The sequence below is a fragment of the Streptomyces sp. NPDC048389 genome (genome assembly GCF_040706335.1).
Classification (GTDB): domain Bacteria; phylum Actinomycetota; class Actinomycetes; order Streptomycetales; family Streptomycetaceae; genus Streptomyces.
The window spans coordinates 1-12,863 of record NZ_JBEZKP010000017.1; the positions used below are offsets into that span (position 1 = coordinate 1).

Consider the following 12,863-nt stretch of genomic DNA (forward strand, 5'->3'; position numbering starts at 1 on the left):
GGTGGTGGGGGGGGGGGGGGGGGGGCGGGGGGGGGGGGGGCGCGGGGGGGGGGGGGGGCGCCCCCCCCCCCCCCCGCCCCCCCCCCCCCCCGGCCCCGCTCTGCGCCCCCGGTGGGGGGCCGCCGGGCCGCCCCCCCCCCCCGTCGATCAGCTCGCCCGTCGATCAGCTCTCCCGTCGGTCAGCTCTCCCGTCGGTCAGGACACGTCGTCCGGCGACGACATGGCGTGGAGCCGCAGTGCCAGCTGGATCTCGAGCGACCTCGCCGGGTCCTGCCAGTCCGGGCCGAGCAACCGGCCGACGCGCTCGAGCCGTTGGGCCACCGTGTTCACATGGACGTGCAGGTCGTCCTTGGTACGGGCCGGGCTCATCCCGCTCGCGAAGTAGGCGCCCAGGGTGCCAACGAGGTCGGTGCCGCGGCGCCGGTCGTACTCGACGATCTCGCCGATGGTGCGGTGCACGAAGCCGTCGATGTCGCCCGGATCGGCGAGCAGCATCCCGAGGAAGCCCAGGTCCTGTGCCGCCGCGCCCTCCCCGGCGCGGCCGAGGAGCCGCAGCGCGTCGAGACAGCGGCACGCCTGGGCGTACGCGTCGGCCACCGGGCCGGGGTCCTCGGCCGGGGAGGCGACCGGGGAAGAGGCGCCGACGGTCACCGGCTCGCGGAGCGCGCCGCCCAGTTGACGGGCCGTCCGGCGCGCCAGGCCGGCGGCGGTGTCGCCGGGGCCGAGGGGCAGCAGCAGGACCGCGCCGCCGTCACGGGCGGCGGCGAGGCCGGAGCGGGTCGCGGCGAGGTGCGAGGCGGCGGACCACAATCGCCGCCGGTCGGCGGTCTCGCGCGCGGACACGTCACCACGCGCGGCGGTGTCACGGCGCAGGGAAGTGTCACGGCGCGGCGCGGCCGCCTCATGGCGGACGGAGACGCCGTGGCGTGAGGTGGCGTCGGCACGGGCCGAGGGGCTGCGCCGGGCTCCAGCGCCGACGCCGCCTGCATCGTCGGCGCGGGCGACCGCGGTCCCTGCCGGAGCGTCGATGCGGGCGGCGAGCACCACATGAGGGGCGTCGAGGTCCGCCCGCAGGCGCGCGGCGCGCTCCCTCAGCAGCCTGGGGTCGCGGTCCGGGGCGTCGAGCAGGTCGTCGAGCAGTTCGCCCCGCACCCGCTGTTCCGCGTCGTGCGCGGACCGCTCGGCGAGCAGCAGCAGGGAGGTGACCATCGCGGCCCGTTCGAGGGTGCGGCGGTCGACGGGGTCGAGGTCGGGGTGCCCGTGGAGTACGAGGGAGCCGAAGATCTCGCCGCCTGCGGCGACGGCGGCGACCCAGTCGTCGCCGTGCCGTGCCGCGTGGCCGCCCGCGCCGGTGGTGTCAGGGCCGGTCCCGGTGAACTCGACCGTACCGTCCAGGACTTCGGAGAGCGCCGCGGCCACGTCGTCGACGCCTCCGCCGCGCAGGACCAGCTCGGTCAGGCGGTCGTGGACGTCGGAGGCGCGTTCGAGGACGCCGCTGTGGTCCTGGATGATCGTGTTGGCCCGCTCCAGGTCGGCGAGTGCGGAGCGGGTCTCCGCGAGGAGGTTCGCGGTGTCGATGGCCACGGCGGCGTGCGCGGCGAAGGAGGCGAGCAGCGCGACCTGCTCCCGCTCGAACACCCTGGCGCGCCGGTCGGCGGCGAACAGCACGCCGATGACCTGGCTGCCGAGCATGAGCGGCACGCCGAGGATGGCGACGAGCCCTTCGTCCCTGACGGCTGCGTCGATGGTCCCGGTGTGCTGGAAGCGGGCGTCGTCGAAGTAGCTGTCGGTCACGTACGGCCGGGCGGTCTGGGCGACGAGTCCGCCGAGCCCTTCCCCCATGCCGAGCCTGACCTGCTGGAACCGTGCCGACACCGACCCTTCCGTGACCCGCATATAGGTGTCGCCGGCCGCCGGGTCGTTCAGGCTGAGGTAGGCGACCTCGGTGCCGAGCAGGGAGCGGGCGCGCTGCACGATCGCCCGGAGCACCGCGTCGAGATCGCGCAGACCCGCGAGGTCGTGCGCGGTCTCGAAGAGGGCGGACAGCTCCGCCTCCCGGCGACGGCGGCCCTCCAGCTCGGCGCGCACCCGTAGCGCCAGCTGCTTGGCGTGCTCGAGCGAGGCCAGCTCCCCGGGTCCCGCGCCATCCGCGCGGGCGAGGAGCAGCGGCCTGTCGTACGCCTCGGCGGCTGCGCCTCTGGCGAGGAGCTCCAGGTAGGGCGCTTGATCGTGGGACATGGACACAGGATTACCTGCCGTACGGGTGGTCGCACCAGCCCTGTGGACGACGAAGCGGCCCGGCGGCGGGCGTCAGTGTGCGGTCCATCCGCCGTCGAGGGCCAGCGAGGTGCCGGTGATGAACGACGCCTGCGGCGAGCACAGGTACAGGGCGGCGTCGGCCACTTCCTCGGGCTCGACGAGCCGCTTGATCGCCGAGTCCTTGAGCAGTACGTCGCTGAGGACGCGCTCCTCGGGCAGTGCGTGAGCGGCGGCCTGGTCGGCGATCTGCTTCTCGACGAGCGGCGTGCGGACGTATCCGGGGTTGACGCACACGGATGTCACACCGTGTGGCGCGCCTTCGAGTGCGGCCGTTTTGGAGAGCCCTTCGAGGCCGTGTTTGGCGGCCACATAGGCTGACTTGTAGGCGGAGGCGCGCAGCCCGTGCACCGACGAGATGTTGACGATACGGCCCCAGCCCTGCGCGTACATGTGTGGCAGCGCGCCCCTGATCAGCCGGAACGGCGCCTCCAGCATCACGGTGAGGACGGTGTGGAAGACGTCGGGCGGGAAGTCCTCGATGGGGCGGACCAGTTGGAGTCCGGCGTTGTTGACGAGGATGTCCGTGCCGGCGGCGGCCGCCTCCGCGGCGTCCAGGTCGGTGAGGTCGAGCAGTTGCGGCTGCAGGGCTCCGACGAGGCCGTCGCCGAGACCGGCGAGTGCGGCCAGCCCTTCCGCGTCCCGGTCGACGGCTCTGACCTCGGCTCCGGCAGCCGCGAGCCGGAGCGCGCAGGCGCGGCCGATGCCGCTCGCGGCACCGGTGACAAGGGCGGTACGGCCACTGAGATCGACGGACACGGGCGAGGCCCCGGGGGCGGGGACTGCGGTGCCGGAAGGTGTGGTGGTGCCGTGAGATGTGATGCCGTGAGGTGTGGTGGGCGCGGTCATATGGGGCACCCTAGGCAGCGATCACCCGGCCACCGATGTGGTGCCAACCCATACTTCAGTACTTCTTGGTGGGTTGGAACCATGCTGGTCCCTCGGTGAGCGCATGCTTGATCCGAAAGGTCGCGAAGTCCTGGAGTTCGGGCAACGCGTCGACGGGGAACCAGCCCACCTCGAGGGACTCCTCGTCGTTGACCCGCGCCTCGGCGGCGCCGCTCACGGCCCGGCACCGCATGGTGATGTCCATGTACTGGCACACGTCACCGTTGGGATAGGTCACGGGCCTCGGCAGCGCCTGGACGAGGACGACCCGCTCGGCGACGCACCGCACGGCGGTCTCCTCGTACACCTCGCGTTCCGCGGTCGCCGCGGGCTCCTCCCCCGGTTCCGGGATGCCGCCGATGATCGACCAGTTGCCGGTGTCGGCGCGCATGCCGAGCAGCACGCGCCCCCGGTCGTCGAAGACGACGGCGCTGACACCGGGCAGGAACAGCAGCTGATGGCCGGCGCTTGCCCGGATGGCGCGGATGAATTCGGGAGTTGCCATGCTCCGGACCCTAACGGGCCCCGGCCCGGCGGCCGAACCGCCGACTGCGCGTCCCGGAGGCGAGCCCCGGCTCTTCCGGCCTCACCGGGCGTGCCGGGCCGTGCGGCGCTTACGCCGGGTCGCCGGCCGGCTCGGGGTCCGTACGCCGCCGCTCCCGTACGGCGCCGACCGCCGCCGCGGCCAGGCCGCCCGCGGTGAGCAGCACCAGCGCCAGATCCGGCGCGACGCCGAGCCGGGTCGCGGGTGTCAGCGACGAGCGCAGGGGCACCTCGGCGACCAGGGCGTCGGGCGTGAACATCGCCGTCTCCTCGACGATCTTCCCGTCGGGCAGGATGACGGCGCTGACACCGCTGGTGACCGGCACGACGACGGAGCGGCTGTGTTCCACGGCCCGCACCCTGGACATCGCCAGCTGCTGGTAGGTCATCTCGCTCCGCCCGAACGTGGCGTTGTTGCTGGGCACCGAGACGAGCTGCGCGCCGTGCGTGACGGTGTCGCGCGCCGCATCGTCGAAAGCGGCCTCGAAGCAGGTGACGAGCCCGACCCTCGTACCCGCCAGGTCGAAGACGCCGACCTCGTGGCCGGGCCCGAAGTCGCGGCGGACCCGGTCGACGTCGTCGTTGAAGATCCGTACGACGGAGCGCATGGGAATGTATTCGCCGAACGGCTGGACGTGCCGCTTGTCGTAGGTGTCGACGGGCCCGTGGTCCGGGTCCCACTCGATCAGGGTGTTGCGGAGCTTGCCGGTCTCCGGCGTGAGCACGGCGCCGATGACGGTCGGCACTCCGATGGCCTTCACCGCCTCGTCGATGACCTGCCGGGCGTCCGCGTTGCGGTACGGGTCGAGGTCGGAGGAGTTCTCCGGCCACAGCACGAAGTCGGGCCGGGGCTCCTTGCCCGCCGCGACGTCCGCGGCGAGCTGCTCGGTCCGCGCGGCGTGGTTGTCGAGGACGGCCCGGCGCTGGGCGTTGAAGTCGAGGCCGAGACGGGGCACGTTGCCCTGGATCGCCGCGACCGTCGCCGTGCCGTCCTGCGCGGAGGCGTCGACGAGGGGCCGGGAGGCCAGAGCGGCGGCGACGGGCACGAGCAGGGACAGCAGCGCGGCCGTGGCGGCGGTGCGCCGGACGACCGCGCCACGGCGGTGGCCGGCCACCTGCCGTGCGGTCTCGTAGAGGCCGAATCCGCAGAGCACGACCGCGAAGCCGAGCACGGGAGTACCGCCGAGGGCCGCGAGCGGCAGGAAGAATCCGTCCGCCTGCCCGAACGCGATCTTGCCCCAGGGAAACCCGCCGAACGGCACCCGGGCACGGGCCGCCTCTCCGGCGACCCAGACGGCAGCGGCCCACACCGGCCAGGCGGGCAGCCGTGAGACGGCGGCGATACCCGTGCCCGCGAGCGCCACGAACAGGGCCTCCGCCGCCACCAGTGCCAGCCATGGCACGGGGCCGACCTCCTCGCCCGTCCAGATGAGCAGCGGGAGCAGGAACCCGAGCCCGGCGAGGTAGCCGAGCCCGAAGGCCGAGCGCAGGCGGCGGCCCCGCAGGGTCCAGCCCAGCAGGGCGAACGCCGGGAAGGCCAGCCACCACAGCGGGCGCGGCGGGAAGCTCGCGAAGAGAAGCAGGCCGCTGAGCGCGGCGGCGCCGGGACGTACGAGCCGGCGCAGCAGCGGTCGGCCGGCAGCGGCCGCGGGCTCTGGGGTGTCGACGGAGGTCATGGTGGCGCTCACCTGGCGGAGTCTACGGCGGAGGACTGTGAAGGGCGCAGTCGCGTCGGCCGGCCGAGCAGCAACGGTTCTTCTCGATTCCCCCGCGCCTCGGCGGAGCGAACGTTAACGTGTGCGCCAGTCCTGCGCGCCCGGAACCGTTTCAGGTCGGTTCCGGCTGCCGCCGAGCGGTCGGCTCCGGCCCGCCGCGTCCACGCGCGGGGCCCGTCACGGTCGGGGGGCCACGGGATGGATCCAGCGGGCAAACCGCCCATGGGCCGGGAACGCCGAAGCGGTCCCGACGCCACGGGTGTCGTGGTCCTGGCCGGCTGTGCCGCCTGGTCACTGGTCAGCGCGGCCGGCCGGGACGGCAGACCGGAGGGTGTGCTGCTCGCCGTGTTCGCCGTCACGGCGGGATACGCCTGCGGACGGCTGTGCGGGTCGGTGCTCCCGGCGGGCGCCTTCGCCGCCGCCGCGCTGGGTGCCCTCGCCCTGGCGGTCGCATCCCGCGACGGGGTTCCGGGATCGGTCGCCGGCACGGGCACGCCACCGGGTCACGCGGGCGCGGGCGCCGCGCTCCTGGTACTCGCCGCCGGTGCGGCCTGCTGCGCGGCGTCCGCCACCCGTTCCGGGTCCGCGCGACCGGCGGCACGGCTGCTCGCACTCGCCGTGACGTGCGCGGCCCTCGTTCTGGGGTCTCTGCCGGCCTTCGTGGCGTGTCTGGCCGTGCTCCTCTGGTCGCTCGCCACGGTGCGGACCCAGCGGCGCACCGCGTTCCTCGCGGCGCCGGCTCTCGCGACGGGCCTCGTGGCCGGCGCCTCATGGGCCGTGGCCGAGGACGCCCTCCCCGCAAGACTCGCCGCTTCCGTGGAGGCGCCGCTCACCCCCAACAGGGTGGCCCTGTGGCGGGACGCGGTCACTCTTGCTGCGGAGGACCCGCTACGGGGCGCCGGCCCGGCGCGCTTCGGCCGGCTGAGCCCCACGTCCGCCGGATCGGCGGACTCGGACGGCAAACCGCACTCGGCCCTGCTCCAGCAGGCGTCGGAACAGGGCGCGGTCGGCGTCGCCCTGCTCGGGGCGGCTTTCGCCTGGATTCTCCATGGGATGTGGCGCTCACCCCGCCCGGCATCCGTGGTGCTGAGCGCGGCGGGCGCGCTGACGGCCCTGGCGGCGCTCGCATGCGTCGGCAATGCCCTGAGTTTCGCACCGGTGACGGCCGGAGCAGGGCTGCTCGCGGGGCTGGCCACGGCGGGCACGGGGGCGGGCAGGAACGACGCGTGGCCGGGGAAGGCCCCTTCGCGGAGAGGGCCCGGGAAGGGACGGGACCGCCTCGGGGACCGGCGCGGTGCCTGAGGAGGCCCGGTCAGCGGCAGGGACTCGGGCGACGGGAGGGCGTACGCCGACGAACCGGACCGGCGCAGACGGCATGACCAGCAGGTCCCCGACCGGACCGGCGCAGGCGCCCGTACCGCACGACCCGAACCGGACCGGCGCAGCCCCCGCACCGCACGACCCGAACGGTCCCCCTGATCCCGGTGATGACGCTCTCATGCCTGGGCGGCCCCGTCCGCCCTGCCGGTGCTCTGCTCCATCCCGGCCAGCCGGGCGCGGATGACGCGCACCGCGGTCGCCGCGTCGTCGACGGTCACGGTGAACATGCCGCCGTCGCCGAGGGTGACCACCAGGCCCTCCCCCCGCCGCACGACCACCGCGGTGCCCTGCTCCGGGCGCCAGCGGCAGCCCCAGCCGCCCCACTGTCGGGGTGTCACCTTGGAGGTGTAGTCGGCGCTCACGACATGGGAGAGGGGAATGTGCCGGTGGGGCACACCGATGTGGCCGCAGCGCACGTCCACCGCGTACCTGTCGATCCTGACCACCACGTGCACAAAGGCGAGCGTGCCGTAAAGGATCATGATGCCGGCCGCGAAGCAGCCGATGACGGCCATCAGCAGCGCGGCGATGCCCGTGGTCCATGTGGCGTCGACCGCCAGCTTGGCGCCGAGGGCCAGACACCCAGCGCCCGCCACCGCGGGCAGCCACTGCATACGGTTGGTCGCGCGGCCGGTCCAGACCTCCGGAAGAGCATCCGAGCCGCACCCCTCGTAGCCGAAGTGGTGCCTCATGACTTGGACACTACCCACCAACCGGACAACAAGTACTACCGCGGCGAAAGCGGTCGAAACGACCGGCCCTCGGCGTCCGCCGTCAGCGCGCGGGGGTGACGGCCGGCAGCAGACGGCCTTCCGCGTAGTTCAGCGCCTCGGCCGGCAGGGTGGACTCCGTCCCGCTGAGCAGGACGGTGAGCCGGCTGCTCGCCGCCGCGTCGGGCGCGGGCCGCACTCCCATGCGGCGCAGCGCCTGCGCGGCGACCGCGCCTGCGGAGCCGTGCAGCACCAGGGGCGGCCTGTCAGGCTGCTGGACGGCGGCCCGGATGCGCTCGGAGACCAGTTCGTAATGGGTGCAGCCCAGAACGACGGCCCTTACGTCGCGCGGGGTGAGCGCGGCCGCCGCGGCCACGGCCCGGTCGATGGCGGTCTCGTCCGCCTGCTGCACGGCGTCGGCGAGGCCCGGGCAGGGCACTTCGGTCACCTCGGCGGCACCGCCGAATTCCCGGATGAGGCCGCGCTGGTAGGGGCTGCCGGTGGTCGCGGGGGTCGCCCAGATCGCCACTCTGCCGCCGCCCGCCGCGGCGGGCTTGATCGCCGGGACCGTACCGATCACGGGGAGCGCCGGCTCCAACGCCGCCCTGATCGCGGGCAGGGCGTGCACGGAGGCGGTGTTGCAGGCGACGATCAGCGCGTCGGGGCGGTGCCCGGCGGCCGCGCGCGCCACTGCGAGGGCCCGCTCCTCGAGGTCGTCGGGCGTCCGCGGGCCCCAGGGCATTCCGTCGGGGTCGCAGGACAGCACCAGATCCGCGTCGGGGCGCAGCGTGCGCACAGCGGCGGCCGCCGGAAGCAGGCCGATACCGGAATCCATGAGCGCGATCTTCACCCGGTCACCATAGTCGACCGCCGCCACGGCCCGGCTTCCGTGCGGCAGACTGCGGCGCGTGAGCGCCCTTGCCTGGATCGCCGTGGGATCGCTGACCGCCTGGGGATGGCTGCTGCTCGGCCAGGGGTTCTTCTGGCGGACCGACCAGCGGCTGCCGCACCGTGAGGTCCCGGCCCACTGGCCGGATGTGGCCGTCGTCGTCCCCGCACGGGACGAGGCGGAGGTCCTGCCGCTGAGCCTGCCGACCCTGCTCGCCCAGGACTACCCGGGGCGGGCCGAGATCGTCTTCGTCGACGACGGCAGCGGTGACGGGACCGGGGAGCTCGCCCTGTCGCTCGCCGACCGCCACAGGGGTCTGCCGCTGCGGCTGGTGTCCCCTGGGGAGCCGGAGCCGGGCTGGACGGGGAAGCTGTGGGCCCTGCGGCACGGCATCGCCGCCGCGAGGGAGCGCGACCCGGAGTTCCTGCTGCTGACCGACGCCGACATCGCGCACGCCCCCGACAGCCTGCGGGAACTGGTCGCGGCCGCGCGCACCAACGGCCTCGATCTCGTGTCGCAGATGGCGCGGCTGCGGGTGGCGAGCGGCTGGGAACGGCTGGTGGTGCCGGCCTTCGTCTACTTCTTCTCCCAGCTCTATCCGTTCCGCCGGATCAACGGAAGCGGTTCGAGGGCCGCGGCGGCGGCCGGCGGCTGCGTGCTGCTCCGCGTGGAGGCCGCGGCGCGGGCCGGGGTCCCGGACTCGATCCGCCACGCGGTGATCGACGACGTCTCTCTGGCGCGCGCCGTGCGCGGGACCGGAGGCAGGATCTGGCTCGGTCTCGCCGACCGGGTCGACAGTGTGCGTCCGTATCCGCGGCTGGCGGACCTGTGGCGGATGGTGTCGCGCAGCGCCTACGCCCAGCTGCGCCACAGCCCGCCCCTGCTCATGGCCACGGTCGCGGGACTGGCACTGGTGTATCTCGTCCCGCCGGCGGCACTCGCGGCCGGGCTGCTCACGCACGACCCGGCGGCCGCCTGGGCCGGAGCGGCGGCGTGGGCGGTGATGGCGGGTACGTACCTGCCGATGCTGCGCTACTACCGGCAGCCGCTTCCGCTGGCGCTCACCCTGCCCTTCACGGCTGTGCTGTATCTGCTGATGACGGTCGACTCCGCGGTGCGGCACCACCAGGGGCGTGGGGCGGCATGGAAGGGCCGGACGTACGCGGCGCCTGAGGTCGCGGGCGACGCCTGACACCTGACGCCTCGGCGGCCCGCGGGGCGGCCGCCGGGGGCGGCGCGGGCGGTTGGGCGGGCGCGGGGCCACCGGGCGCCACTTGGTGGCCCGGGGTCACCTGCCGCCCTGGGCACTCACCGCCCGTCAGCTGCGGCCCGGGGTCACTTGCGGCCGGGGGTCCAGTTCATGCCCCACCCGTAGGTCTGGTCGACGGTGCGCTGCGGGCTCACACCGCGCTGCGGGACAAGGAAATTGGCCTCGCGCTGGACGACGAGGTCGGAGCCGGTGTTGGTGATCAGCGCGAGGGCGCAGACCGTGGAGGGGACGGTGCACTCACCGAGGGAGAAGTCGATCGCCGCCCCGTGCTGCGGTTGGAGGGTCACGGTCGCGTCGAGGTCGGCGAAGCTGCGGGCGCCTTCGTAGATGGTCACGAAAATGACGACGCGGCGGATGTGCTGCCGGTGGTCGAGGTTGACGGTGAGGTTCTCGCCCGGGGTGCCGCCCGTGCGGTCGTCCCCGTCGAGGTGGATGAAGGGCGGCCGGTCCAGGGCTCCGAAGGCGTTGCCGAGGGCCTGCACCACGCCCTTGCGCCCGTCGGAGAGTTCGTACAGCGCGCACAGGTCGAGGTCGAGGTCGCCGTGCATGGCGACGGCGCGGCCCAGCTTGGCGCCCCAGCCCTGGAACTGCTTGCGCACCTGCCAGTTGAGGTTGACCCGCATGGCGCCGGACGTGCCGCCCTGCTTGGCCAGGGAGACGGTGGGCGCCTCCTTGGTGAGCGTCACTTTGGTGAGGCGTACCGGCGCCGGCGGCGCGGCGGGCCGTGCCGTCGGCGAGGGCGGCACAGCGGCGGCAGTGACCGGGGACGGAGCGGGTGCCGGGGACGGGGACGGGGCGGGTGCCGCCGGTGCGGCGGCGGACGCCGCGGGCGCCTGCTGCGATTCGTCGACCGTGATGCCGAAGTCGGTGGCGAGGCCCTCGAGGCCGGTCCCGTAGCCCTGCCCGACGGCACGGAACTTCCAGGCGCCCTGCCGCCGGTAGAGCTCGCCCAGCACGAATGCGGTCTCGACCGTGGCGTCCTGGCTGTCGTACCGGGCGATCTCTGCACCGGAGGCGGCGTCGAGCACCCTGATGTGCAGACCGGGCACCTGCCCGAAGGTGCTCGCGCCGACGGAGGCGGCCAGCACGACCCGCTCGATCGTGTTCTCGACCCGCTCGAGGTCGACCGCTACGGCGTCGGTCACGGTGCCGTCCGCAGTCCGCTTGCCTTCGTGCCGCACGGCTCCGGAGGCGTGCGAGGGCTGGTTGTAGAAGACGAAGTCACTGTCGGAGCGGACCTTTCCCGCCGCCAGCAGGAGTGCCGACGCGTCGACGTCGGGCACCCCCGGTCCGGAGCGCCAGCCGAGTTCCACGCGGACGCTGCGCGCGGGTACCGGTGTGTTCGCTCCCTTAAGCATGGACATGCTCGCCCCCATCAAGATTCGGTGCGCCCGGAAGTTCGTTCATCGTCAACCTATTCCGCATTCGTCCCCCACGGAGGGGCCGACCCGTCGGTAACCCCCTCCCAGCTTGCCCTTTACACGATCACGAGACGTCAGCGGGTCCGTTTTCATCAAGTTCGCTCACATTAGGGAACCGTGGTCACTCGCAGCTGCCGAAACAACCCTCTTATCGGGCTCCCCAACCAGCACATCGTGGGCTTAACTTATGTGCCATGACCTCCCCCCGCGCCACTTACGGCGGCGGTTACTACTCCGCGCCGGCGTTTCCCGACACCCCGATCTACGACTCCCTGGTCGCGGAGCGGGGCACGCCTCAGATCGCCCCGATCCGAGTGCCTGCCGCATACGACACCGGCAACAGCTACCTGCCGGCGCTCCCCGCGGCCCTCCCCGCCCTCCCGGCGGCTCCGTCACCGTCCGCCCCTTCGTACGGCTACCCGCAGCCGATGCAGCAGCCCGTGCCGCTGCAGCAGGCGCCTGCTCCGTACATCCCTCAGCAGCCGGCCGCTCCCCGCGGTTACCCCGGTCCGCAGTACCAATACCAGGCCCAGCCGCAGCGCCCCGCGCCCACCGGGTACGAGGCCATGCGCCCCGCGGCGGCGCGCCCCGCTCCGGCACCCGCTCCCTACGAGGACCCGTACGACCGCCCGTACCAGGGGCGGGGGTACTGAGCTCCGACGATCACCGACGACGACGGCCCGTCCGGAGAGTGCTCCGGCGCGGAGGTACGGACAGGCCGCCGCCGCACCCGTCCGCCTCGCCGACCGCTCGCCTGTACGACGTTGGCGGCTCTGCCGTTGAGGGAGGGCTTGCCCGTTCGGCAGCTTGACGGCTTGACCACCTGAGGACGAACGCCGTCCCCCGTCCCGGACGCGGCCATCGGCACGTCCACCCGTCGGAGATGTTTCCCGTACCGGGGAACCCGTCGTGGTGGCAGTCTCGTTGGACAATCCACGGAGACGGCTCGCGGGGGTGGCTCCTCGTCCCTCGCGCGGCACGCGTGCCTGCGCCGTCCCGCACCGGGCAGTCACAGCGGCGGGGAGGGGGTGCGGTCACGTGCGGGCAGCGGTCGGCATCTGGCGCTGGCGCCGCAATCCCCTGCGGCGTGCGACCGACCTGTTCGAGGCATGGCTCGCGCTCGCCGCCGCGCTGCTCATCGTCACGACCGCCCCGGTCGCGGGCTCGGTCACCGCCGCGCTGGCCGAGGACTCGCTGCGCCAGGCGATCCGCGTCCAGCGGCTGCAGCGCCATGTCACGACGGCCGTGGTTCTCGCCCCGGCGGTACGGCCGCGCCCCACCGCCTTCGACCCCGAGACCGCCGCGGCGGCGGACGAGCGGCGCACGGTGGTCAGGGCGACGTGGACCGCCCCTGACGGAAGCCGGCGCACCGGCACCCTCCCCGCCCCCCTGCCCGCGCCGCGCCCCGGCGACACCTTCCCCGTGTGGACGGACGGTTCCGGCCGTACTGTGCCCCGCCCGATGGATCCTGCCACCGCCAAGGTGCACGCCGTACTCGCCGGCGTCGGCGCCGCCCTGGCCTGGGGCCTGCTCCTCGAATGTGCCAGAAGGCTGGTCCTGTGGCGTCTCGTGCGCCGCAGACACGCGGACCTGGAGCGGGCCTGGGCCGCCGTGGGTCCGGACTGGGGGCGGGCCGGAGCGGGAGGCTGACCTCCCACATCCCGTCAACTCCCGCGCGCCGCGCGCGCTACGGTGGTGCGACCCCGTTCGGGGTTCGGGACGCGTCCCCCT

General features: G+C 74.0%; 11 protein-coding genes. 4 read left to right on the plus strand and 7 right to left on the minus strand.

Going from position 1 to position 12,863, the window contains the following annotated elements; genetic code table 11:
- Positions 1-195: 195 nt before the first annotated feature.
- From AB0903_RS14775 to lnt, 4 genes are all read right to left on the minus strand, one after another.
- Positions 196-2,238 carry a GAF domain-containing protein gene (locus AB0903_RS14775; RefSeq protein ID WP_366702653.1) on the minus strand — a complete coding sequence of 681 codons (2,043 nt, stop codon included), beginning with the start codon at positions 2,236-2,238 and terminating at the stop codon, positions 196-198.
- Positions 2,239-2,310: 72 nt separating this feature from the next.
- A complete protein-coding gene (locus AB0903_RS14780; protein WP_366702655.1) occupies positions 2,311-3,165 on the minus strand; it encodes a 3-hydroxybutyrate dehydrogenase in 855 nt (284 codons plus the stop codon).
- A gap of 55 nt (positions 3,166-3,220) precedes the next feature.
- Complete coding sequence (locus AB0903_RS14785) at positions 3,221-3,709, minus strand: NUDIX domain-containing protein (RefSeq protein WP_366702657.1); 489 nt, start codon at positions 3,707-3,709, stop codon at positions 3,221-3,223.
- A 109-nt stretch (positions 3,710-3,818) separates the two neighbouring features.
- A complete protein-coding gene (gene lnt, locus AB0903_RS14790; protein ID WP_366702659.1) occupies positions 3,819-5,435 on the minus strand; it encodes an apolipoprotein N-acyltransferase in 1,617 nt (538 codons plus the stop codon).
- A gap of 225 nt (positions 5,436-5,660) precedes the next feature.
- On the opposite strand from lnt, the gene AB0903_RS14795 reads away from it, so the two are divergent.
- The gene (locus AB0903_RS14795; protein ID WP_366702661.1) at positions 5,661-6,764 is read left to right on the plus strand and encodes an O-antigen ligase family protein; all 1,104 of its coding nucleotides are present in this window, start codon (positions 5,661-5,663) and stop codon (positions 6,762-6,764) included.
- Positions 6,765-6,958: 194 nt separating this feature from the next.
- Here the strand turns inward: AB0903_RS14795 and AB0903_RS14800 are convergent, their stop codons facing one another.
- Complete coding sequence (locus AB0903_RS14800) at positions 6,959-7,534, minus strand: hypothetical protein (RefSeq protein ID WP_366702663.1); 576 nt, start codon at positions 7,532-7,534, stop codon at positions 6,959-6,961.
- A gap of 82 nt (positions 7,535-7,616) precedes the next feature.
- The gene (locus AB0903_RS14805) at positions 7,617-8,402 is read right to left on the minus strand and encodes an aspartate/glutamate racemase family protein (protein WP_366702665.1); all 786 of its coding nucleotides are present in this window, start codon (positions 8,400-8,402) and stop codon (positions 7,617-7,619) included.
- A 58-nt stretch (positions 8,403-8,460) separates the two neighbouring features.
- Between AB0903_RS14805 and AB0903_RS14810 the strand changes: the two genes are divergently transcribed.
- Positions 8,461-9,633: a glycosyltransferase gene (locus AB0903_RS14810; RefSeq protein WP_366702667.1), complete on the plus strand. Its 1,173-nt coding sequence runs from the start codon at positions 8,461-8,463 to the stop codon at positions 9,631-9,633.
- A gap of 143 nt (positions 9,634-9,776) precedes the next feature.
- Here AB0903_RS14810 and AB0903_RS14815 read toward each other — a convergent pair whose 3' ends face one another.
- A complete protein-coding gene (locus AB0903_RS14815; protein WP_366702669.1) occupies positions 9,777-11,075 on the minus strand; it encodes a TerD family protein in 1,299 nt (432 codons plus the stop codon).
- 251 nt (positions 11,076-11,326) lie between these two features.
- Here AB0903_RS14815 and AB0903_RS14820 point away from each other — a divergent pair, with 251 nt between their 5' ends.
- The gene (locus AB0903_RS14820; protein WP_366702671.1) at positions 11,327-11,785 is read left to right on the plus strand and encodes a DUF6643 family protein; all 459 of its coding nucleotides are present in this window, start codon (positions 11,327-11,329) and stop codon (positions 11,783-11,785) included.
- A gap of 385 nt (positions 11,786-12,170) precedes the next feature.
- Positions 12,171-12,782 (plus strand): hypothetical protein, encoded by a 612-nt coding sequence (locus AB0903_RS14825; RefSeq protein WP_366702673.1) that lies wholly within the window; start codon positions 12,171-12,173, stop codon positions 12,780-12,782.
- The last annotated feature ends 81 nt before the right edge of the window (positions 12,783-12,863 follow it).

Bases quoted from the DNA above. Each gene is read 5' to 3' on its own strand.
- AB0903_RS14775 (WP_366702653.1), bottom strand. From the start codon at position 2,238: ATGTCCCACGATCAAGCGCCCTACCTGGAGCTCCTCGCCAGAGGCGCA.
- AB0903_RS14780 (WP_366702655.1), bottom strand. From the start codon at position 3,165: ATGACCGCGCCCACCACACCTCACGGCATCACATCTCACGGCACCACC.
- AB0903_RS14785 (WP_366702657.1), bottom strand. From the start codon at position 3,709: ATGGCAACTCCCGAATTCATCCGCGCCATCCGGGCAAGCGCCGGCCAT.
- AB0903_RS14795 (WP_366702661.1), top strand. From the start codon at position 5,661: ATGGATCCAGCGGGCAAACCGCCCATGGGCCGGGAACGCCGAAGCGGT.
- AB0903_RS14800 (WP_366702663.1), bottom strand. From the start codon at position 7,534: ATGAGGCACCACTTCGGCTACGAGGGGTGCGGCTCGGATGCTCTTCCG.
- AB0903_RS14815 (WP_366702669.1), bottom strand. From the start codon at position 11,075: ATGTCCATGCTTAAGGGAGCGAACACACCGGTACCCGCGCGCAGCGTC.
- AB0903_RS14820 (WP_366702671.1), top strand. From the start codon at position 11,327: ATGACCTCCCCCCGCGCCACTTACGGCGGCGGTTACTACTCCGCGCCG.